This window comes from Mangrovibacillus cuniculi, from assembly GCF_015482585.1.
In the GTDB taxonomy this organism is placed as follows: Bacteria; Bacillota; Bacilli; order Bacillales; family R1DC41; genus Mangrovibacillus; species Mangrovibacillus cuniculi.
The window spans coordinates 1,693,120-1,714,622 of record NZ_CP049742.1 but is presented as its reverse complement, the minus strand read 5'-3'; the positions used below and the strand labels follow the sequence as shown (position 1 = coordinate 1,714,622).

The 21,503-nt window shown below is 39.1% G+C and carries 23 protein-coding genes and 1 other annotated feature; of the genes, 21 read left to right on the top strand and 2 right to left on the bottom strand.

Going from position 1 to position 21,503, the window contains the following annotated elements:
• The first annotated feature begins 90 nt into the window (after positions 1 to 90).
• From G8O30_RS08795 to pheA, 18 genes are all read left to right on the top strand, one after another.
• Positions 91 to 1,044 (top strand): hypothetical protein, encoded by a 954-nt coding sequence (locus tag G8O30_RS08795; protein WP_239671721.1) that lies wholly within the window; start codon positions 91 to 93, stop codon positions 1,042 to 1,044.
• A gap of 468 nt (positions 1,045 to 1,512) precedes the next feature.
• Positions 1,513 to 2,073, top strand: a complete 561-nt coding sequence (locus tag G8O30_RS08790; protein ID WP_239671720.1) for a Maf family protein — start codon at positions 1,513 to 1,515, stop codon at positions 2,071 to 2,073.
• 38 nt (positions 2,074 to 2,111) lie between these two features.
• The gene (gene radC, locus G8O30_RS08785) at positions 2,112 to 2,783 is read left to right on the top strand and encodes a RadC family protein (RefSeq protein ID WP_275576475.1); all 672 of its coding nucleotides are present in this window, start codon (positions 2,112 to 2,114) and stop codon (positions 2,781 to 2,783) included.
• Positions 2,784 to 2,920: 137 nt separating this feature from the next.
• Positions 2,921 to 3,931, top strand: a complete 1,011-nt coding sequence (locus G8O30_RS08780) for a rod shape-determining protein (protein ID WP_239671719.1) — start codon at positions 2,921 to 2,923, stop codon at positions 3,929 to 3,931.
• Positions 3,932 to 4,144: 213 nt separating this feature from the next.
• Complete coding sequence (mreC, locus tag G8O30_RS08775; RefSeq protein ID WP_239671718.1) at positions 4,145 to 5,023, top strand: rod shape-determining protein MreC; 879 nt, start codon at positions 4,145 to 4,147, stop codon at positions 5,021 to 5,023.
• A gap of 1 nt (position 5,024) precedes the next feature.
• The gene (mreD, locus tag G8O30_RS08770) at positions 5,025 to 5,558 is read left to right on the top strand and encodes a rod shape-determining protein MreD (RefSeq protein WP_239671717.1); all 534 of its coding nucleotides are present in this window, start codon (positions 5,025 to 5,027) and stop codon (positions 5,556 to 5,558) included.
• A gap of 55 nt (positions 5,559 to 5,613) precedes the next feature.
• Positions 5,614 to 6,297 (top strand): septum site-determining protein MinC, encoded by a 684-nt coding sequence (minC, locus tag G8O30_RS08765; RefSeq protein WP_239671716.1) that lies wholly within the window; start codon positions 5,614 to 5,616, stop codon positions 6,295 to 6,297.
• Positions 6,298 to 6,299: 2 nt separating this feature from the next.
• Positions 6,300 to 7,103 (top strand): septum site-determining protein MinD, encoded by an 804-nt coding sequence (gene minD, locus G8O30_RS08760; protein WP_239671715.1) that lies wholly within the window; start codon positions 6,300 to 6,302, stop codon positions 7,101 to 7,103.
• A gap of 124 nt (positions 7,104 to 7,227) precedes the next feature.
• Positions 7,228 to 7,995 (top strand): M23 family metallopeptidase, encoded by a 768-nt coding sequence (locus G8O30_RS08755; RefSeq protein WP_239671714.1) that lies wholly within the window; start codon positions 7,228 to 7,230, stop codon positions 7,993 to 7,995.
• Positions 7,988 to 8,857, top strand: a complete 870-nt coding sequence (locus G8O30_RS08750) for a M50 family metallopeptidase (protein WP_239671713.1) — start codon at positions 7,988 to 7,990, stop codon at positions 8,855 to 8,857. Before G8O30_RS08755 ends, G8O30_RS08750 begins: the two co-directional genes overlap by 8 nt.
• Before the next feature lie 199 nt (positions 8,858 to 9,056).
• The gene (locus tag G8O30_RS08745) at positions 9,057 to 10,487 is read left to right on the top strand and encodes a ribonuclease E/G (protein WP_239671712.1); all 1,431 of its coding nucleotides are present in this window, start codon (positions 9,057 to 9,059) and stop codon (positions 10,485 to 10,487) included.
• Between the two features lie 68 nt (positions 10,488 to 10,555).
• Positions 10,556 to 10,632 (top strand) — a sequence feature (ribosomal protein L21 leader region).
• A 12-nt stretch (positions 10,633 to 10,644) separates the two neighbouring features.
• Complete coding sequence (gene rplU, locus G8O30_RS08740; RefSeq protein WP_239671711.1) at positions 10,645 to 10,953, top strand: 50S ribosomal protein L21; 309 nt, start codon at positions 10,645 to 10,647, stop codon at positions 10,951 to 10,953.
• Positions 10,954 to 10,958: 5 nt separating this feature from the next.
• On the top strand, positions 10,959 to 11,294 hold the full coding sequence (locus tag G8O30_RS08735) for a ribosomal-processing cysteine protease Prp (protein ID WP_239671710.1): 336 nt from the start codon (positions 10,959 to 10,961) through the stop codon (positions 11,292 to 11,294).
• A 12-nt stretch (positions 11,295 to 11,306) separates the two neighbouring features.
• Positions 11,307 to 11,597 (top strand): 50S ribosomal protein L27, encoded by a 291-nt coding sequence (gene rpmA, locus G8O30_RS08730; RefSeq protein WP_239671709.1) that lies wholly within the window; start codon positions 11,307 to 11,309, stop codon positions 11,595 to 11,597.
• Between the two features lie 350 nt (positions 11,598 to 11,947).
• A complete protein-coding gene (locus G8O30_RS08725) occupies positions 11,948 to 12,481 on the top strand; it encodes a Spo0B C-terminal domain-containing protein (RefSeq protein ID WP_239671708.1) in 534 nt (177 codons plus the stop codon).
• Between the two features lie 41 nt (positions 12,482 to 12,522).
• Positions 12,523 to 13,809: a GTPase ObgE gene (gene obgE / locus G8O30_RS08720; protein ID WP_239671707.1), complete on the top strand. Its 1,287-nt coding sequence runs from the start codon at positions 12,523 to 12,525 to the stop codon at positions 13,807 to 13,809.
• Positions 13,810 to 13,832: 23 nt separating this feature from the next.
• On the top strand, positions 13,833 to 14,291 hold the full coding sequence (locus G8O30_RS08715; RefSeq protein WP_275576474.1) for an ACT domain-containing protein: 459 nt from the start codon (positions 13,833 to 13,835) through the stop codon (positions 14,289 to 14,291).
• 221 nt (positions 14,292 to 14,512) lie between these two features.
• On the top strand, positions 14,513 to 15,355 hold the full coding sequence (pheA, locus tag G8O30_RS08710) for a prephenate dehydratase (protein ID WP_239671706.1): 843 nt from the start codon (positions 14,513 to 14,515) through the stop codon (positions 15,353 to 15,355).
• Between the two features lie 211 nt (positions 15,356 to 15,566).
• On the opposite strand, the gene G8O30_RS08705 is transcribed toward pheA, so the two are convergent.
• Both G8O30_RS08705 and G8O30_RS08700 read right to left on the bottom strand, forming a co-directional pair.
• Positions 15,567 to 16,100 carry a transcription repressor NadR gene (locus tag G8O30_RS08705; RefSeq protein WP_239671705.1) on the bottom strand — a complete coding sequence of 178 codons (534 nt, stop codon included), beginning with the start codon at positions 16,098 to 16,100 and terminating at the stop codon, positions 15,567 to 15,569.
• Positions 16,081 to 17,238: an IscS subfamily cysteine desulfurase gene (locus G8O30_RS08700; protein WP_239671704.1), complete on the bottom strand. Its 1,158-nt coding sequence runs from the start codon at positions 17,236 to 17,238 to the stop codon at positions 16,081 to 16,083. The genes G8O30_RS08705 and G8O30_RS08700 overlap by 20 nt, the downstream gene beginning before the upstream one ends.
• Positions 17,239 to 17,384: 146 nt before the next feature.
• Here G8O30_RS08700 and G8O30_RS08695 point away from each other — a divergent pair, with 146 nt between their 5' ends.
• Genes G8O30_RS08695 through nadA form a run of 3 tightly spaced genes read left to right on the top strand, consistent with a single transcriptional unit; the run spans position 17,385 to position 20,878 of the window.
• Positions 17,385 to 18,950, top strand: coding sequence for an L-aspartate oxidase (locus tag G8O30_RS08695; protein ID WP_239671703.1), 1,566 nt, complete (start codon positions 17,385 to 17,387; stop codon positions 18,948 to 18,950).
• Positions 18,931 to 19,776, top strand: coding sequence for a carboxylating nicotinate-nucleotide diphosphorylase (gene nadC / locus G8O30_RS08690; protein ID WP_239671702.1), 846 nt, complete (start codon positions 18,931 to 18,933; stop codon positions 19,774 to 19,776). The genes G8O30_RS08695 and nadC overlap by 20 nt, the downstream gene beginning before the upstream one ends.
• A gap of 1 nt (position 19,777) precedes the next feature.
• Positions 19,778 to 20,878 (top strand): quinolinate synthase NadA, encoded by a 1,101-nt coding sequence (nadA, locus tag G8O30_RS08685; RefSeq protein ID WP_239671701.1) that lies wholly within the window; start codon positions 19,778 to 19,780, stop codon positions 20,876 to 20,878.
• The last annotated feature ends 625 nt before the right edge of the window (positions 20,879 to 21,503 follow it).

Here is a 21,503-nt window from a genome sequence, read left to right as displayed (position 1 = left end):
ATCCTTTGGAATAAGACGACAAAAGTCTTGTTCTTTTTTTTTACCTACATGATAGGATGGGACAAACAAGTGGGTACAAGGTGGGATCGTATGGAAAAGAAAAAGCCAGACATAACCATTAAGTTAAACAAACAAGAAGAGATGAAAGTGCAAGATTGGAGAAGCGCTAATGGAGAAATTGCAGCTAGTGAAGAAGCTGTTCCGCTTAAGGATGATGGAGTGCGAGAGGAAGATGAGTTTACATGGGTTTTACCTGATGAGGAAGAAATCCCAGAGTACCGAAAAATTCATTATGTGAATGATGCTCCTATTACACCAGGGAAGAAGAAGGTATCTTCTAGTTGGTCTTGGATTCCATTTCTTTTCGCTTTTTCTTTGGCTATTGGGTTAGGTTTATTGTTCGGTTACGGACTTATTTGGTTAGCGTCTAGTGATGAACAGACAGCAGCACCAGCCATTCAACAGCAACCGAATACAACAGTAACAGAAGAACCATCAGCAGCGTCTGGTGGAGGGGCTGTTACGTTAGAACCATTGACAATGGCAATTATACAGGCAGGTGTGTTCACGGAAGAAGGAGCGGCTACTGTTTTCCAAGAGCAACTTACTGCTAAAGGGATTTCTAGTAAAGCTCTAACTCTGCAAAATAACACTGCTATTATTGTCGGAATGTCAGAGTCAGTGGAATCTGCAAAAGTGATGAGTGGATTCTTTGAAGGTATTGAAGTGTTTGCTAAGCCTATAGAACTACCTGCTAGTAATTGGGAAGGGCTAAGTGAGACGGAAACAAGTTTTGTGAAGGGATTGATGCCAGTAGTAAAGGAAGTCAGCGAATGGGCAGCGATTACGGTACCAGCAGAAAAAGCAGCTGAGATTTCTAAAGTTGTGTCGGAGCTTTCTTCCATGGAAGGAATAAAGAATGAGTCTTTGGTTTCTGTCCAAGGTGAGTTGAAGAAGTTATCAACCATTATTCAAAAAGATCCTCATTCCAGTAAATCACAAGCACCGATCATGGATATTGTAGCAATTCTTCATAAATTGTAGAAACATACTATTTCTTAGGAAATATTGCCGAAAGTCGGAGGGGATGAAAATCTTCTTCGGCTTTTTTCGCGTACAGTATCAATTTATGAAGGACCACGTGATGTGGTACTTTCTTAACTGAATATACTTAATGTTTGTAAATTACTATTTCATAACGTACTGAGTTTGTTAGAGTGTTTTAGGTTTTAATAGTTCCATTTCGGCTTAGATTCAACTACTCTAGTTCACATTTTTAGTTGCCCGGAGCGGAAGATGCGAAGACTCCTAAGGGTTATAGCGGGAAGGCTGAGACCCTGGACTGAGCGAAGCGAGGGAAGCGGCTCAGCTCCCGCCCCTAGGAAAGCGTAGCATCTGTAGCGCAGGGCAACGGGTTTTCACTCCTTCATGTAATTTCTTGTCGTTTTACTGTCCTAGTGGTACGATAGAAACGTATCTCCCAAAACTAGTAAGGAATGGTGATGTCACTACATGAAACGCCTCATTTTAGCTTCACAATCTCCACGTAGAAAACAACTTCTAGAAACTCTATCAATTCCATTTGAAACGATACCAAGCGAAGTATCAGAAGACCTTTCGGATGAAGTTTACCCAGAAGATGCAGTAAGAGAACTTGCCTATCGCAAAGCCATTCATGTTTTTGCTACAGCTCCAGATGCCATCGTAATTGGATCGGACACGGTTGTTGCAATTAATGGAAAGCGATTAGAGAAACCTTCTTCGAAAGAAGATGCTTTTGCTATGCTCTCTGAATTATCAGGCAAAGAACATACCGTTTATACAGGTGTGGCTATCATTTCGGAAGAAGAAGAAAAAGTATTTGTTGTCAAAACTACCGTCCAATTCTGGCCTCTTACAGAAAAGGCTATTAGAGAATATATTGAGACGGGAGAACCAATGGATAAAGCTGGATCTTATGGTATACAGGGTAAAGGTGCTCTTTTTGTCAAAGAAATAAAAGGAGACTACTACGCCGTTGTTGGACTACCTATATCTCAACTACATCAAGTGTTAACATCTACCTTTATGTAAGTGACCTTTGACGTATCAAAGGAGAGATTACACTGTTAATGATTAGAGATGTACCTAGTGAAGAAAGACCCAGGGAGAGGCTTCTTCAAGCTGGTGCAAAAGCGTTGTCCAACCATGAATTACTCGCTATTCTTCTTCGCACGGGTTCCAAGAAAGAGTCGGTTCTACAATTAGCAAATAGACTTTTACAGGAATCAGATGGCTTAACTCTACTAGGGCAAATGTCTGCGGATGAAATGATTGCTATAAAAGGTATAGGTGAAGCAAAGGCTGTTCAACTTGTTGCAGCGATAGAGTTAGGAAGAAGGATCCAAAATCTTTCTTTTGATGATCGGTATGTGATACGGTCACCGGAAGACGGTGCTAACTATGTCATGAACGATATGCGTTCTTTGCAACAAGAACACTTCGTATGTCTATACCTCAACACGAAGAACCAAGTGTTGCATAGACAAACAATCTTTATTGGCAGTTTAAATGCTTCTATTGTTCACCCAAGAGAAGTTTTTAAGGAAGCATTTAGGCGTTCCGCAGCTTCTATTGTCTGTTTTCATAATCATCCTTCAGGGGACCCAAGTCCTAGTAGGGAAGACATCGAAGTGACAAAACGATTGGTAGAATGCGGGAAAATTATTGGGATAGAAATCGTTGATCACATCATCATTGGGGACAATCGATTTATCAGCTTGAGAGAAAAAGGGTATGTCTGACACTAGGATTTTTGCTAGGGCTAGGGTATAATATGGTTTATGATTTTTTGTCAAAATCATGCTTTTAATTGGTTTTATAGTATAAGTAAATAGTTTTACTATGTAGATGATATTGTACTAGAGAGGGAGATACTTGAATGTTTGGAATGTCACGTGACCTAGGGATTGACTTAGGAACTGCAAATACATTAGTGTACGTTAAAGGAAAAGGAATCATTGTTCGTGAACCGTCTGTTGTCGCGATACAAACAGATTCAAAAAGCATTGTTGCAGTAGGTAATGAAGCGCGTAATATGATTGGTCGAACGCCAGGAAACGTTACAGCGCTACGTCCATTAAAAGATGGAGTAATTGCTGATTATGAAACAACTGCTACGATGATGAAATACTATATCAAACAAGCAATTAATACACGTGGCGGCTTATTTTCTCGTAAGCCTGATGTAATTGTTTGTGTCCCCTCTGGAATTACTCGTGTAGAAGAAAGAGCTGTAAAAGATGCTACAACACAAGCGGGAGCTCGAAATGCTTATACGATAGAAGAGCCGTTTGCAGCAGCAATCGGAGCAAATTTGCCTGTTTGGGAACCTACAGGTAGCATGGTAGTAGATATCGGTGGTGGAACAACAGAAGTAGCTATCATTTCTCTTGGTGGGATTGTTACAAGCCAATCCATACGTGTAGCTGGTGATGAAATGGATGATGCTATTATTAATTTTATTCGTAAGAAGTACAACCTAATGATTGGTGCTAGAACGGGTGAACAAGTGAAAGTAGAAATTGGTTCAGCAGGAAAAGCTGACGGCATTGCAAATATGGATATTCGTGGCCGTGATCTTTTAACTGGATTACCAAAAACAATTGAAATCTCTGCAGAAGAAGTTGCTGATGCTCTTCGTGACACAGTAGATGCCATTGTAGATGCAGTAAAATCAACATTAGAAAAAACACCTCCAGAACTAGCAGCAGACATTATGGACCGTGGTATAGTCTTAACTGGTGGAGGAGCGTTATTACGTAACTTAGATCAAGTCATCGCAGAAGAAACAAAAATGCCAGTGCTAATAGCAGAAAACCCCCTTGACTGTGTAGCCATCGGTACAGGAAAAGCGTTAGAGCATAAGCATTTACTAAGCGATAAAAAGTAACATAGTTTAACGTATTTTCGACTCATTTAGATAGATTTGAATCATGTCGAAGGAAATCCTGCTTTCCGAAAGACTTGATACAAATCTATCTACCTTTCAGTGAAGCTGAAAGGCGTGTAAAGCGTAGCTTGACACGAATGAGTCGAAAATCATAGCGCTACAGCTAAACTAAGCAACAAAATACTGAATAGACAACGCAATGAGGTGAAGAAAATGCCATCTTTCTTTTTAAATAAACGTTTGTTAATGTTGTTGATCGGCATTATTATTCTGGTCGCATTGCTTGGATTTTCCCTTAGAGATCGTGAAAACACCACAGTCCCAGAACAATTTCTGAAGGACATCGTTGGCTTCGGTCAATCCATCTTTTCCCGCCCCGCTAATGGAGTAGCGGGTTTCTTTGAGGACGTTCAAGACTTGCGAAATACATACGAAGAAAATGGGCGTTTAAAAGCACAACTAGAAGAATTAGCTCAATTAAAAGCTGATGTATATGATTTAAAGCAAGATAATGATAAGTTGCGTGAAATGCTTGATATTCAAGACAATTTACGTGATTATACACACATTCAAGCGACAGTCATTGCTCGTAATCCAGCAAGGTTACAAGACTTGGTAGTTATCAATAAAGGACAAGTACATGGTGTAGAAACAGACATGGCCGTTAGAAGTTCAAAAGGATTAATAGGGAAAGTGGTTAGCACCTCTCAGCTGACATCCACAGTGGAATTAGTGTCAACCCGAAATCCTGAAAATCGTATTTCCGCATTAATCCAATCAGAAGACCGAATCTTTGGGTTAATTGAAGGATATGATGACAAGTCTGATCGATTACTGTTAAAAAGAATTCCTTATGATGTAGAGGTAAAAGAAGGCGAATTAGTCGAGACTTCTGGATTAGGAGGGATTTTCCCTGCTGGTCTCCCAATTGGAGAAGTAGAAAAAGTTGAAGCGGACCCACTAGGATTGACACAAACGGCTTATATTATTCCTGCAGCAGATTTGTACGATTTGGAACACGTGATGGTAGTAGAGCGCTCTATGGTTAGCCCAGATATACCTGAAGCAACACCTGAGGAAGTGGAACAATAAGATGAAAGCTTATTTGAAGCCGTTTATTCTACTCAGTGCTTGTTTTTTTGCAGAAAACGTTTGGATTACATTATTTCCACATTTGGTTTTCTCAGATAGTTATTTGTATATTCCTCACTTTCTTGTCGTTTGTATCGTTTTGAGTGCATCTTATTACGATAAGTCTGTTACATACGCATTTGCTGCGTTATTTGGCTTATTATTTGATTTATTTTATACGCAAGTAATTGGCGTATATCTCTTTACATTTTTTATTGCAGCCTATTTTACAGTAAAACTAATGAAAGTATTACAACATCACTTAGTCGTAATTGGTTTTGTTACTTGTTTAATGGTTGGAATAGTAGATATCTTAGCTTATTTCTTAGATGGACTCTTATTTGGGTACTCCATGCAACTAGAAGAATATGCTCAACTTAGACTTTGGAGTACAATAGTCATCAATCTTTGTTTCTATATTGTTGTTTGTTACCCATTTAGAAGGTGGTTTGTCATAACAAAACGACAATTTATTGAAGAAACTGGTCGAAGATAGAAGGAATTCTATCCCTTTATGTCGAATACCCCATCCTTGAGGTGAAAATTGCACAATGAAAAAGACACAGTTAGTCATGATAAAAGGAACAAAGGAAGGTTTAAACCTTCATTTACACGATAAATGCTCTATCCATGAGCTAAAAGACGAATTAATATCAAAACTTACGCAACATGGTACAGCAGTTAAAGAGCAAGACCAACATGCAACACTGGTTCGAGTCCACGTGGGCAATCGTTACTTAGCAAAAGAAGAAGAAAAAGAACTAAATGAACTGATTGAGTCTACAGGACATGTAAAAGTGGACTCTATTCATTCAAATGTTATCTCTCTAGACGAAGCGAAAAAGCGTTCAGAAGAGTCTACTATTCATTCTATCTCCAGCTTCGTTCGATCTGGTCAAGTAGTAACTATTCGTGGTGACGTTCTACTAATTGGTGACGTAAACCCAGGTGGTACTCTTCGTGCAACAGGAAATATTTACATTATGGGTAGTTTAAAAGGTATAGCACACGCTGGTTGTGAAGGTGATTCAGAGGCAGTTATTGTAGCATCCTCTATGAGACCAATGCAGTTGCGAATTGCAGAGCAAATCCACCGTGCCCCAGATCATAAGGAAACGGAGATTGGTGGAATGGAATGTGCCTACCTAGATGAAGAAGAACACATGGTTGTAGATCGATTACAAGTTTTAAAGACTATAAGACCGAATCTTACGAGATTTAAAGGAGGATTTTAGTCGTGGGTGTAGCTATAGTTATTACATCAGGAAAAGGTGGAGTTGGAAAAACAACAACTACCGCAAATATTGGAACTTCATTAGCTTTACAAGGGAAAAAAGTGTGTTTAGTAGATACAGATATTGGTTTACGAAATTTAGACGTTGTGATGGGGTTAGAAAACCGCATTATCTATGATCTAGTAGACGTTATAGAGGGTCGTTGTAAGCTTCACCAAGCTCTTGTAAAGGATAAGCGTTTCGACGATCAATTGTACTTACTTCCTGCAGCTCAAACTAGTGACAAAACAGCAGTACAACCACATCAAATGAAAGAACTAGTCCAAGAGCTTAAATCAATCTATGATTATGTCATTATTGATTGCCCAGCTGGAATTGAGCAAGGGTATAAAAATGCGGTAGCAGGTGCTGATCAAGCAATTGTTGTAACAAATCCAGAGATTTCTTCTGTCCGTGACGCAGATCGTATTATTGGTTTATTAGAACAAGAGAAAGATATTGCACCACCTCGATTAGTCATAAATCGTATTCGTAATCACATGATGAAAAATGGCGATATGCTGGATGTCGATGAAATTACAGCACATTTATCCATCGATTTAATCGGTATTGTTTTAGATGATGATGATGTGATTACGTCTTCTAATAAAGGTGAGCCAATCGCTTTGTCACCCAATAATAAAGCATCCATTGCATACAGAAACATTGCTAGACGTATTTTAGGAGAATCTGTGCCTTTACAATCTTTAGATGAAAGTGGAAAAGGTGTATTTTCGAAAATCAAAAAATTATTAGGTGTTAAATAATTAGTGAAAACAGTTTTCTGAGTTGAAATCTTATAACTTTGGAAACTGTTTTTCTTTATGTTCTTTTTTCCCTTATCCCTCATATAATTTCATAACAGTACTTGTCCATAAGGGGGAAATTGAAGTGTCTAATCGAGCGGATCAAATTAGAAAACAGTTACAAAAAAGAAGACAAAATCACTCTACCAATTCAACTTCAAAATCAAAAGATAGTCTACCTTTATATCAATTATCTAATGAACGAGAGTACGCGGTATATGAAGCGGATCCATCGGAGCGATCTGAGCACCCATTATTTAATAAGGGTACTTTTTTATTAAAGGTTCTTGCCTCCTGCGTTCTGATCTTAGTTGTAGCAATCGTGTATAAATCAAGTACACCTCAAGCGTTACCAATTCAACAATTTGTTAAGCAAACCATGACAAGTGAATTCCAGTTCGCTGCCGTATCTGCTTGGTATGAAGAGCGATTTGGAGAACCACTAGCCATTTTACCTAAGCTACCATCAAATAGTCCTGGTGTTGCTGTTACAACAGATTACTCTATTCCTGCAAGTGGAAGAGTCGTAAAGGAATTCTCTGAGCAAACAAAAGGTGTGTTAATTGAGACGACTGTAGGTGCAAATGTAGAGGCGATGAAAGGTGGACAAGTCATCTTTGTTGGACAAAAAGAAGGGACAGGTAACACAGTCATTATCCAGCATGACGATAAAACATCTTCTTGGTATGGGGGTCTATCAGATGTGACAGTCTCTCCGTATGAAAGAATCGAGAGTGGCCGTTCTGTAGGTTTCGTGTCAGACAAAGAACAAGGGGACGGAGGAACGTTTTACTTTGCCATAGAGCAAAGTGGTTCTTTTATTGACCCAATTCAGGTGATACCATTTGAATAAGATATTATCGCTATTAATGAAGTGGCGTATACATCCTTTATTTTGGCTAGTAGCAGCTATTGCTATCGCAACTGGTCGCTTTTATGAGTTAGCGATCGTTTTTCTAATTATCATTGTCCATGAGATGGGGCATTTTCTTGTGGCTACTCACTTTAAGTGGAGAATAAAAAAGGTTCAGTTGCTGCCTTTTGGTGGTGTTTTAGTAGTAGAAGAAAGTGGAAATAGACCATGGCAGGAAGAATGGTGGGTTACTGTGGCAGGCCCACTCCAACAGATTTGGCTAGCCTTCGTGATGTGGGGACTTGCAATTGTAGGAATTTTACCTGATTCACTTTTTGCGTTTTTTGTTCAAGCTAATATCATGATTGCTTTTTTTAATCTACTCCCAATTTATCCTTTGGATGGCGGTAAATTAATTCTCCTTCTATGCAATGTGGCGCAACCTTTCTTAGAAGGATACAAACGGACACTACTTCTATCTTTTGTGACACTATCCTTGTTTGCGCTGTTTACGCTATTTGTGGCACCGACACATCTTAATGGATGGGTTGTCATTCTTTACCTATATTTTATTTTATCTTACCAATATAAGCATAGACACTATACTTTCCAACGTTTTTTAATGGACAGGTATTATGGCCAGCATGATATAGGGAGAAAGATTGTTCCGTTAAAAGTAGATATCGAAGAAACGGTTTTGCAAGTTTCTCAACGTTTTTCACGTGGTGTCAAACATGCTGTAATCGTTATAGAAGACGGAGTAGAAGTGGTGACATTAGACGAAAATGAAATTCTACATAGCATGTTCACGGAAAAACGACCAAAGGTAACGCTGCGTGAACTTGTCTATTTTTATGAATAAGCTTACGATATAATAGGGCTACTAACTTAATGGTTAGTGGCTTTTTGGCTTTTAAACTCATTAATGCGGAGAAAAATAGCTGCTTGGCGAGAATAAGAGGGGCTTAAACTCACGAAGAGTGATAGAATACATCGGTTATAAAAGAATAAAACAAATTTCATGCGCTCCAAAGGAAATAACGAAGAAAGGAAGCGGTAACGTGATTAGTTTATATATAGAGCTAAAAGGGTTAGAAAAGCGATTGGCGGTCTTGCAAGACGGAAAATTGGTCTACTACCGAACAGCTTCTAGTGATGATGCTGGTCAGCAAGGATCTTATTACATAGGTAGAATTGATTCTGTCCATAGCGGTATTAACGCTGCATTCGTGGAAATTGGAGAAGAAAAGAAAGGGTATTTGACGAAGCAAAAGACGGTGAAATTCGCAGAGTCAGATCATCCTAATAAGAAAGATATAGCACCGTCTAAATTTCTTCCTCAAGGACAGCGTATTTTAGTCCAAGTGGAAAAAGAGGCACATGGGCAAAAGGGAGCAGTCTTAACAAACTTGGTAGAAATAGCAGGAGTATCTCTTGTTTATATGCCTTTTGGACAGTATTGTGCAGTTTCAAAGAAGATACCAGACCTAATTAGAGAGGATTTACGTACAGCGGTGTCAAGCTGGTTAACTGGCCAAGAAGGCGTTGTGGTGCGAACAGACGCTGCAAACAGGTCGCTGCATGATTTACAACTGGAATTAGAAAATCTGCGTGAGCAATACCAAGAGTTACAAAAAAAAGCTCAACAAGAAAAACGAGAAGGTTTACTTCAACCTGTGCCGCTCTTTTGGAAAGACTTACAATATTGGATCTCGCAAAGTAGTAACGGTGAATGCTATTCTGACGACGCATCCTTCTTGAAACAACTTCCTCTTGGAGAGGGTTGGACCAAGACATGGCATCACGGGAAAGAAAGTTTATTTACAAAGTATGACTTACATTCTTCGGAAGAAAAAGTATTTCAAAAGCAAGTATGGCTTTCTAATGGGGGATCTATCTCTATTGAACATACGGAGGCAATGACGGTAGTTGATGTCAATACAGCGAGACAAGTGAAAAATCGAAATGCAGAACAAGCTTTTGAAGAAACCAATTTACTAGCAGCGAAAGAGGTTTCTAAGCAATTGTTATTACGAGATGTAAGTGGGATGGTCGTCATTGACTTTATTAATATGAAATCACAAAGTTCAAGGCAACGTGTACTGCAGACATTAAAGGATCAAGTAGAAAAAGATGAGAAACATGTAATGGTGTATCCATTTAACGAACTAGGTTGTGTCATGCTCACAAGAAAACGAACAAAGCCGATGTGGTATGAAACTCATTTAGAGAGGTATTCACATGAGACAGGGTTCGGATGGAGAAAATCTGCTCATGCATCAGCTTATTCCTTGGACAGAGCTATTCGCGACCACATTGCAAGCATAGAGACCGAAGACGTTCAAATAAAAGTGGATTCGGCTACATGGGAGAACTTTGTTGGCAAAGACAAAGGTTATCTTATGTCTATAGAGAAAGATTACCAAGTTACGTTACATCCAATTATAGAGGATCGAGAAGCTCCTTATTATGAAATCTTCGTTACAATGTAATTTGTCATAATTTAATTGACATAGGTGCGGCACTATGTTAAATTTTTAATGTTATTGTTTGTAGCGCACCCGTGCTACAACCGCTCAATACAGGTCACAAGTGTTAGTTACTAACCGCCTGCTATTGGCGAGTCTTAGACTATGAGGAGGTGCAAGTATGTACGCAATTATCGAAACAGGCGGTAAGCAAATTAAAGTGGAGCAAGGTCAAGCGATCTACATTGAAAAATTAGACGTGGAAGCTGGCGAAACTGTAACATTTGACAAAGTTTTATTCGTAGGTGGAGACAACGTTAAAGTTGGTAGCCCACTAGTTGAAGGCGCTTCTGTAACGGCTAAAGTTGAAAAACAAGGTCGCGCGAAGAAGATCGTAGTTTTCAAATACAAAGCGAAGAAAAACAACCGTAAAAAGCAAGGTCACCGTCAACCGTACACGAAAGTAACAATCGAAAGCATCAACGCGTAATCGATATGATTACTGTACGAATGACGAGATCACATAATGGTGACATCACATCTTTTACGATGGATGGACATGCTAATTATGCTGGTCACGGTCAAGATATCGTATGTGCTGGAGCATCTGCTGTAGCGTTTGGCGCAGTTAATGCGATTCTTACGCTTACGGAGACACAGCCAGGCATTGAACTTGGAGAAGATGGTGGATACTTAGAGGTTATCATCCCTGATGATTTATCGAAGGAAACACATGAAAAAACTCAATTGCTGTTAGAGGCAATGCTTGTTCAATTGCAAACCATTGAAGCAGATTATGGTGAATTTATAAAGATTACCTTCAACCGGTAGGAGGTGGAATACATGCTAAGATTAGATCTTCAGTTCTTCGCATCCAAAAAAGGAGTAGGTTCTACGAAGAACGGACGTGACTCTCAAGCGAAGCGCCTTGGTGCTAAGCGTGCAGATGGTCAATTCGTATCAGGCGGTTCAATTCTTTACCGTCAACGTGGAACAAAAATCTACCCAGGTACTAACGTAGGCCGTGGTGGAGACGATACTCTATTCGCGAAAACGGACGGTATCGTTCGCTTCGAGCGTATGGGTCGCGACAAGAAAAAAGTGAGCGTATACCCAGTAGCTCAAGAAGCTTAATAGGTGAAATGGGGCTGTCAACTTGGTTGACGGCCTCTTTTATCGAAAAGCTAGATAAGACAGAAGAGAGCTCTAGCCTTCTCGGGCTAGAGCTCTTGCTTCATTACAAACCCATTTTTTCTAATCGCCCGGAGAAATAAGGTAGGAATAGAATAATCATCATTTTTTCTTACCTTATTTCTCTGTCGCGTATACAAAATGTTGATCTTCCGTAAGAAGATTACAGAACTATTATTCCTATCGTGAAAATTTTTGTTATACTTACAACAACGAGATGTTCGGAATATGTTTTGTAGCTATAATACATTTCATCCTGGTAAAGCTGAAATGAAAATGGTGGGAGTGTAGGTATGAAAGGAAACTGGACGGTTGTAGAAGCAATGAGATATGCAAGGCATGACTGGATGAATCAACTTCAGCTATTAAAAGGAAATATAACGTTACAAAAATGGGAACGTGTACAAGCTATAATGGACGACTTAATTGTACAAGCTCAGCAAGATTCCCGTTTAACCAATCTAGGTAAGCCTCAATTTGCTGAAACTCTGCTAACGTTTAATTGGGAGAATCATTCCTTCCAAATTGAATGGGAGATTCTTGAAGAAGGGTATACTCTAGATATAGAAGATGAATATTTAGTAAAATCATTTAATGAATGGTTTTCCTTTATAAATGAGAATGCTAAGCCTTATGAAGATAATCGACTTTTTATTCGTTTACAAAAAGACGAAACAACCTATGTTTTTTCTTTAGAATATATGGGAGAATGGAAAGTTGATTTAACGAAATGGTTGAATGATTGGTGTTTACATTCACCAATTACCCATTCTGCGAAACTAATTCAACAAGACCAAGAGCAGTTCCTTGTTCATTGGTATGTATAAATTTCTAACAACATAGACACAGAAAAGAGGAGGTGCCTTTCATGTTTGTCGATAGCGTCAAAGTGTATGTGAAAGGTGGAGACGGTGGAAATGGTATGGTTGCCTTCCGTCGCGAAAAGTATGTTCCAAATGGTGGTCCAGCTGGTGGAGATGGAGGAAAAGGTGGAAATGTAGTGTTTAAAGTAGATGAAGGTCTACGAACGCTAATGGATTTCCGATTCAAACGCCATTTCAAAGCGGACCGTGGAGAACATGGAATGAGTAAGAATCAACATGGCCGTAATTCTTCTGATATGGTAGTAAAGGTTCCACCTGGAACTGTAGTTACTGTGGAAGAAACAGGAGAAGTTATTGCAGATTTAGTAGAACATGGACAAGAAGCGGTGATTGCACGTGGAGGTCGCGGAGGAAGAGGTAACTCTCGATTTGCTACACCTGCTAACCCAGCACCTGAATTATCCGAAAACGGTGAACCAGGACAAGAACGTAATATTGTAATGGAGCTAAAATTATTAGCTGATGTAGGTTTAGTAGGATTCCCAAGTGTAGGAAAATCTACTCTACTTTCCGTTGTTTCAAGTGCTCGTCCAAAGATTGGTGACTATCACTTTACGACAATCGTTCCTAATCTAGGAATGGTACAAACAGAAGATCAACGTAGTTTCGTTATGGCAGACCTTCCAGGACTTATTGAAGGAGCACATGAAGGAGTAGGATTAGGTCATCAGTTCCTTCGTCACATCGAACGTACCCGTGTTATTGTCCATGTTATTGACATGGCAGGTGTGGAAGGTAGAGATCCATACGAGGATTACGTTACGATCAACGCAGAATTAAAAGAATATAACTTACGTTTAATGGAAAGACCTCAAATTATTGTTGCGAATAAGATGGACTTGCCAGAAGCGGAAGAAAACTTAGCGATTTTCCGTGACAAAATAGAAGAAGACTTCCCAATCTTCCCAATTTCCGCGGTTACTAGACAAGGTCTACGTGAAGTATTATTTGCAATCGCTGACCTAGTGGAAACTACTCCAGAATTCCCACTTACACAAGAAGAGGAAACTGGTATCCACCGCGTTATGTATAAGCATGAGTCAGATGATGATCGTTTCACTATCACGAGAGATCCAGACGGGGTATTCGTTTTATCAGGTGATCAGATCGAGCGATTATTCAAGATGACTGACTTCTCTCGAGATGAGTCTGCGAGACGTTTTGCTCGCCAATTACGTTCTATGGGTGTGGATGAATCACTTCGTAAGCGTGGAGCAGAAAACGGCGATATCATTCGTTTATTCGATTTCGAGTTTGAGTTTATCGATTAAGATCTACTTTAGGAGGATGCGGTGTGCGAGATCAGACAACCAGCGACTTAAAATTTTATCTTGTGCGTGAAGATGTTTTACCTGAGGCAATGAAAAAAACATTGGATGCAAAAGAATTGTTGGAGAGAGGGAAAGTGGACTCCGTCTGGGATGCGGTGCACGAAGTAGATTTGAGTAGAAGTGCTTTTTATAAGTATCGTGATACAGTTTTCCCGTTTCATACAATGGTCAAAGAAAAGCTTGTAACGTTGTTTTTCCACTTAGAGGATCGCTCTGGAACGTTATCACAATTGTTACAAGTTGTTGCGGAAAATGGATGCAATATCTTAACAATTCACCAAACTATTCCTTTACAAGGAAAAGCAAATGTTACTTTATCGATTAATATGAATGAGATGAATGTAACGATTGATGAGTTTTTGAGTCGTTTACGAAAGTTAGAGTTCGTAGATAAGGTCGAAGTGCTTGGTTCTGGTGCGTGATGGAACAATTAGTGACTGCACAGGGATTTCCGCTGCAGGGGGACGCTACAATCCCAAATATAATAGTTTAATACCAATATTTCTGCAGTAATATGGTTTACTCGTATTTAAACTTGTGTTTAATTAAATAGTAATAAAAAAGGTGCATGTTAGCTAATATGCACCTTTTTCTACTTTATCAAATCTCTTCCTATCCATGGAAAGATGAGGAGGAAATATAGATGAATATAGCTTATTTAGGTCCAAATGGTACTTTTACACATGAGGCTGTTAGCCAGGCATTTCCTCACGCTATTTTGACCCCTGCTCCCACGATTCAAATGGCTTTGGAGTGGGCGGAGAGTGCTAAGGTAGATGCTGCGTTTGTGCCGTTAGAAAACACACTTGAAGGAACGGTTTCGATGACGATTGACTATCTGTTTCATCATTCTACGATGACCATTCAAGCGGAGTATACGTTACCTATTGCACAACATTTTTTGCTTTCTAAAAAAACTGTACAAAATAACACACCTATCGTGAAAGTAGTATCTCATTCTCACGCTTTGGCTCAATGTCACTCTTTTTTACATAAAGAACATGCAAGTGCGGAATGGATTCCTATGAGCTCTACAGCCGCGGCAGCCGCGTATGTAAAGGAAAACGAAGATCAACCATTTGCAGCCATTGCCAATAAAAAAGCTGCTGAAGAATACGATCTAGTTCTAGCAACAGAAAATATCCATGATGTAGAGAGAAATCACACTAGGTTTGTTTTAGTTTCTCATGAAACGATGACTCTTTTTGAAAATAAAAAGAAGAAAACCACTATTATGGTTACGTTACCAGAAGATCGACCAGGTGGACTTCACAGTGTATTGTCTGCCTTTGCATGGAGAAAGCTGAATTTATCTAAAATTGAATCTCGACCTTTAAAAACTAGACTAGGACAATACTTCTTTATGATAGATATTGAAGAAGATTGGAGTAGTTTATTATTGCGAGGTTCAGTAGAAGAACTAGAGGCTCTTGGATGTGAAGTGAAAGTAGTGGGATCGTACCATGCTACTTATCTAGAGGGTTGATAAAAAATACACTGGAATAATACGAAACGACCAAAAGGTATATTCAAATCGAATGTACCTTTTGATCGTTAATATTTGAAAACTATTGACTATTATAACAATGCAAATTTAGTGATTTATTATATTCATCTTCGGGGTTGAAGCGTCCCCCTGCAGCGGAAATCGCTATGCAGTCACTTATGGATTTTGTCATAGCTTCTATTTTACAAAATCATCCCTCAGAATAAAGGAACCCTTCTGCCTCCAACTCTTGAAGAGCACGATCAATCTGTTCATTAGAGTTAGCTTCCACCGTATGAAGATGAACACCGTTTGTTAAAGCAGACAAGAAAGTCGCATTAGTAGACTTCACTTGCTGCATGAAAGCATGTACGTCTGCACTGGTAGATACCATGATAGAAGCTGTTAAGTCCCCGTAAATCGCATGTTCTACAATGACATCTTTCACCGTAACACCATGCTTAACGAAAAGCTCTAATTCTTTTTCGGCTGCCTCTGGTTCATGCTTACATGCTATTGTTTTAATGACTTTTTCCGAATGCCCATTTGCTTTTATATAAATATACCCTTGGCTAGTTGCAATGATTGGCTCATTTTTGGCCTTTAGGAGAGTAATATCACCAACAATTACTTGTCTACTAACATTTGTCTCTTCCGCAAATACGCCACCTTTAATGGGCTCATTAGATTCCTTCAATCTCTTTAAAATGTACTCTCTACGTTCATCACCTAGTAACTTTTTCATTATGCCAAATCCTTTCTTTACTATGCCAATCTTCATAGATTTCTACTAAGACTAGAGCAGCTTGTTTTAGCTCTTGTAGTGTTGTAGAAGAGTCAAAGGATATACGGAAGTATCCCAATGCCTCTTCGGTTGACTTAGTATAATTTTTGATCATTGGACTAATCGTCTGCATGCCAGCTTGACAAGCACTACCGGTTGATAAAGCAACACCTTTTCGATTAGCTTCCAACATAACCCATTGTCCCTCTAACCCTGGAATAATACAACCAATAATGGTAGGTAGTTGTTCTGATTCATGTCCTTCTAAAATGATTAATGAAGGTATTCTGTTTTTTAAAATAGATAAAAACTCTTTTCTCATTTGCCAAAGTACAAGATCTGGTATTTGCTTCTCTTTAAAAGATAAAATACTTTGTGCAAAAGACACTATCCCTGGTACATTCTCTGTCCCTAATCGTAGACCTAATTCTTGTTCTTTTGGGGAAAGTTGCAATTTACTTAGGAGAGTAGGGTTAAGAATCAGTGCCCCAACTCCTTTAGGTCCACCGATTTTGTGAGCAGATATACTGATGGTGCTCACATATGGAAGAACATTTGCTAAGGAAAGTTTACCAAAAGATTGAACAGAATCACAATGCACTAGAATTTCATCTTCTGCCGACATACGTATGATTTCTTTTACATTATGAATTAATCCTATTTCTGAATTAACATGTTGTACTACTAACAGTCCACATTGTTTTGTTTCCTCACAAACCTTTTTGGTTGGTAAGGAGTCCTCGTTGAATAAAGAGATTACGTTAACTTGATCCATATATGAATTAGGGATGCTTTTGAAAATGGATGGATGTTCTGTTTCATTTATATAAATAGATTTGTCAGATGGAAGCAAAGAACAAAGGAATTCTAAGGCAAGTCTATTACTTTCTGTGCCTCCAGATGTAAAAATGACGCATCGTTCATCTACCTGTAAAAAATCTGCTACGGCCTGTCTAGATTGTTCGAGAACGTGATGTGCGTCTCCTCCAATGTTATGCAAACTGCTAGCATTACCAAAAAAATTCTGTGCAGTAAATACGTAGGCTTCTACTGCCTTTGAATCCATTTTTGTTGTAGCAGCTGTGTCTAAATAAATCATCTTTTCACCTCTTAAGTTTTGATTGCGCTTACACATCATAAAATTTCCTCTTGTCAATATCATAAGTTTATGTAAAACTAAGTGTCAAGACAGATGTAAAGGTAATGTTATACTTTTGTAAACTCAGAGACTTGTAGGTGAGTATAGTGAAAAGAGCTGACATCGTTATTGTAGGAAGCGGCGTTGCTGCTTTACAAATAGCTAGAAAATTACGCTCGGACTTAAATGTGATAATTATCACAAAGGGGAAATGGGAAGATAGTAACTCTTACCGTGCCCAAGGAGGTATAGCTGCTGTTGTTTCTCCAATAGATAACGTAGATCTTCATGTAAAAGATACCATCCAGGCTGGAGAGAATCATAATAATTTATCTTCAACAAAATGGATAGTTAAAAATAGCACTAGTCAACTAGACAGTTTAATACAAGAAGGGTTTGAAGTAGATAGAAAAATGGATGGGTCTATCGATTTAGGTTTAGAAGGCGCGCATTCCACCAACCGAATCATTCATAGTGGTGGAGATGCTACTGGTGTCAATCTTTGTGAATTTATGTACAAAGATACGAACGTAACTTGGATGGAACATTCTACTGTCAGAAAGATCCTATTAGATAATCAACGGAAAGTATCGGGGTTAGTGTATGTAGATGAAAATAATCAAATTGGCACGATCACTACTTCTCATCTCATTTTAGCTACAGGAGGTGGAGGTTCTATTTACAAGCATTCCTCTAATCAACAAGGTGCACTAGGTGACGGTTATTATTTAGCACATGAAGCGGGAGCAGTTCTTGTAGATATGGAATTTGTTCAATTTCATCCTACTTTGCTACAAGTAAAAAATCATGCAGTTGGTCTTTTAACAGAAGCTTTAAGAGGAGCAGGCGCAACCTTAGTGACCAAAAACGGATTGCGAATTATGCAAGATGTTCATTCAGGTGGAGAACTTGCTCCAAGACACATTGTAGCTCACACTATTTATCAACATATTCGAGCTGGTTCATCTATTTATCTAGATTGTCGAAGGATAAAAAACCTTAAGAAAAAGTTTCCATCACTGTGGAACCTTTCACAACTAAATAATTTAGATCCAACACAAGATTTATTACCTGTTATTCCAGGGTCTCACTTCTTTATGGGAGGGATTGAAGTCGACTACAAGGGAGAAACAGCTGTAGAAGGACTTTACGCTATTGGAGAAGTTAGCTGTACGGGATTACATGGTGCAAATCGTTTAGCAAGTAACTCATTGTTAGAAGGTATTGTTCAAGGGAATGCGCTAGCGGACTATTTGAACAACTCACGCATTCTTTCTCCTTCTGCTGATCTTTCTTTGGAAATATCCTCTCTAGATGATGGAGATAAAATAACAGTCTCCAAAGAAACAATTCAAGACTTGACCATGAGTCATATAGGAATCATTCGTAATAAAGAAGATTTAGAGTGGTTTTATAATTGGGTACAAGAGCAACTGTCCATGTATAGAGACGTAAACCCAATCACATGTACCGCATCGGATTTTGAAAAAATAATCATGCTACACACAGCATTGTTTGTCGCTAGGGGAGCTAATTTACGAAAAGAATCAAGAGGAGCGCATGTGTATGCGAATTATCCAAACGCAACTCCTGCATGGGAGAAACTTGATATTTTACAGTCAAACATAGATGTGAAAATTAGGGGGAGAAAACATGAACAAATTGTTCGTTAAAGAACTTCTTCAAAGAGCTTTTTTAGAGGATATTGGGAGTGGGGACCTTACTGCTAGTGCCATATTCCCAGAAGGTTTAAACGGAGAAATGTTCTTTAAGGTAAAAGAAGAAGGTGTATTTTGCGGAGGGTTCCTTATTGAGGATGGCTACGTCATGTTACATAAAGACCACCGTGTAGAAATTTTCGTACAAGAAGGAGAATATGTAGAAAAAGGAACCGTTGTTGCGAAGATTACTGGTCCAGTTCAAAGTTTACTTAGTGGAGAACGTGTCATATTAAATTTACTACAACGTTTATGTGGAATCGCTACACTAACTCGTAAAGTAGTGCAGCAAGTAGAGGGAACAAAATGCGCCATAGCTGACACAAGGAAAACAACGCCAGGACTGAGGATGTTAGAGAAATATGCAGTCAAAGTAGGTGGGGGGAAAAACCATCGATTTGGTCTATACGATGCAGTGATGATAAAAGACAATCATATTGCTTTTGCTGGGTCTATCTCGGAGGCCGTTGCAAAAGTAAAAAATGCCATTGGTCATACAGTCACTATTGAAGTGGAAGTGGAATCAAAAGAACAATTATTAGAAGCCATTGATGCAGAAGTAGACATTATCATGATTGATAATACAGAACCCTCCACTATGAAAGAATGGGTATCGCTCGTTCCTTCATCTATTACAACAGAGGCTTCAGGTGGAATAAATGTAACCAATGTACGCGAATATGCTTTAACTGGAGTAAATGTTATATCGCTAGGTGCTCTAACGCATTCTTATACCGCTTTAGATATTTCAGCTCGTGTAGTAATGGAAGGAGGAAACTAACATGCTATCATTTTTAACAAAGAATATGACAAGTTTACCAGATGAGCTCTTACAAATGTCAGAAGAAGAAATGAGAAACCGTATTTCGTATATTAAACAGGAAATGGGAACGAGATTGTTGATTCCTGGACATCATTATCAAAAAAATGAGGTTATAGAGTTTGCAGATATTACGGGAGATTCCCTTCAACTGGCTCAGGTGGCAGAACGAAATACAGAAGCGGAGTTCATTGTCTTTTGTGGGGTTCACTTTATGGCGGAAACAGCAGATATTTTAACAACAGAGCAACAAGTGGTGGTTTTACCTGATATGAGAGCTGGTTGCTCCATGGCGGATATGGCTGACATACATCAAACAACGTATGCTTGGGATGAGTTACAAGGCATGTTTGGTGATACCATTCTTCCGTTAACATACGTTAATTCCACAGCAGCTATTAAAGCTTTTGTTGGTAAACATAAAGGAGCAACGGTTACATCTTCTAACGCACATAAGATGGTGCAATGGGCTTTTGAACAAAAAGAACGAATTCTATTTTTACCTGATCAACACTTAGGGCGAAACACAGCATTTGATTTAGGAATCCCGTTAGAACAAATGGCAGTATGGGACCCAATCGCGAAAAAATTAGAAACAGATGCACCATTGGACGAGATTAAGGTGATATTATGGAAAGGTCATTGTTCTGTTCATGAGAAGTTCACTGTGCAAAACATTATTGATCTAAGAGAGAACGATCCAACCAGAAAAATTATTGTTCATCCAGAGTGTACGAGAGAAGTAGTGGCTCTTGCAGATGACAACGGATCTACAAAGAAGATAATTGATGTCATAGAAGCTGCTGAGCCAGGTACAAAGTGGGCGATTGGAACAGAAATGAACTTAGTGCAGCGTCTAATCCAACAAAACCCACATCTAGACATCGTTTCTCTAAACCCAAACATGTGCCCATGCCTAACCATGAATCGAATCGACTTACCGCACCTACTATGGTCTCTAGAGCAAGTATACAAGGGGGAACCAGTAAACCAAATAAAAGTGGACGAGGAAACAAGCCACTATGCAATAGAAGCGTTAGATCGAATGTTGAGGAATGTATAGAAAGAATTAATGAGGGGGTGAAATAAACCCTAATGTGACTGCACAGGGATTTCCGCTGCAGGGGGACGCTTTCCGCGGGGCGTGCATCTGAGCCTCCTCGTCGCGGTCGCTGAAGGACGCTCTTGGCTCCTGCGGGGTCTCAGCTACCCGCTTAATTCCCGCAGGAGTCGCCCCCTTCCGCTACAATCCCAAAGATAAATTCATTTTACTCATTACTTCTGCAGTGATATGAGATAAAGACATTTTTGGTAACTATAATCAAAAATGTCTTTTGTTTTATGTACTATTTCATTTGTATTTTCATATTTTTTTAAAAAAAAATCATCGCACAGCAGTTCTTTGCTAAATACTAAATAAGTTTTGGGATTGGAGCGGAGGGGTGGCGACTCCTACGGGAAAGGTGGGTTACTGAGACCCCACAGGAGCGCGTTCTTTAGCGACGAGGAGGCTCAGCAACCCGCCCCGTGGAAAGCGCCACCCTGGAGCGGAAATCCCTGTGCAGTCTCTAACGGTTCCATACTCTTCTATTGTAACGCCAAAAAATCCTCCACAATTACAACCAGAAAAAGCATAATTTAAATCTTTTCCTCATAAATTTTCACGTAATGTGAGCATTTTACCTATT

Bases quoted from the DNA above. Each gene is read 5' to 3' on its own strand.
- G8O30_RS08795 (WP_239671721.1), top strand. From the start codon at position 91: ATGGAAAAGAAAAAGCCAGACATAACCATTAAGTTAAACAAACAAGAA.
- G8O30_RS08790 (WP_239671720.1), top strand. From the start codon at position 1,513: ATGAAACGCCTCATTTTAGCTTCACAATCTCCACGTAGAAAACAACTT.
- radC (WP_275576475.1), top strand. From the start codon at position 2,112: ATGATTAGAGATGTACCTAGTGAAGAAAGACCCAGGGAGAGGCTTCTT.
- G8O30_RS08780 (WP_239671719.1), top strand. From the start codon at position 2,921: ATGTTTGGAATGTCACGTGACCTAGGGATTGACTTAGGAACTGCAAAT.
- mreC (WP_239671718.1), top strand. From the start codon at position 4,145: ATGCCATCTTTCTTTTTAAATAAACGTTTGTTAATGTTGTTGATCGGC.
- mreD (WP_239671717.1), top strand. From the start codon at position 5,025: ATGAAAGCTTATTTGAAGCCGTTTATTCTACTCAGTGCTTGTTTTTTT.
- minC (WP_239671716.1), top strand. From the start codon at position 5,614: ATGAAAAAGACACAGTTAGTCATGATAAAAGGAACAAAGGAAGGTTTA.
- rplU (WP_239671711.1), top strand. From the start codon at position 10,645: ATGTACGCAATTATCGAAACAGGCGGTAAGCAAATTAAAGTGGAGCAA.
- G8O30_RS08735 (WP_239671710.1), top strand. From the start codon at position 10,959: ATGATTACTGTACGAATGACGAGATCACATAATGGTGACATCACATCT.
- rpmA (WP_239671709.1), top strand. From the start codon at position 11,307: ATGCTAAGATTAGATCTTCAGTTCTTCGCATCCAAAAAAGGAGTAGGT.
- G8O30_RS08725 (WP_239671708.1), top strand. From the start codon at position 11,948: ATGAAAGGAAACTGGACGGTTGTAGAAGCAATGAGATATGCAAGGCAT.
- obgE (WP_239671707.1), top strand. From the start codon at position 12,523: ATGTTTGTCGATAGCGTCAAAGTGTATGTGAAAGGTGGAGACGGTGGA.
- pheA (WP_239671706.1), top strand. From the start codon at position 14,513: ATGAATATAGCTTATTTAGGTCCAAATGGTACTTTTACACATGAGGCT.
- G8O30_RS08705 (WP_239671705.1), bottom strand. From the start codon at position 16,100: ATGAAAAAGTTACTAGGTGATGAACGTAGAGAGTACATTTTAAAGAGA.
- G8O30_RS08700 (WP_239671704.1), bottom strand. From the start codon at position 17,238: ATGATTTATTTAGACACAGCTGCTACAACAAAAATGGATTCAAAGGCA.
- nadC (WP_239671702.1), top strand. From the start codon at position 18,931: ATGAACAAATTGTTCGTTAAAGAACTTCTTCAAAGAGCTTTTTTAGAG.
- nadA (WP_239671701.1), top strand. From the start codon at position 19,778: ATGCTATCATTTTTAACAAAGAATATGACAAGTTTACCAGATGAGCTC.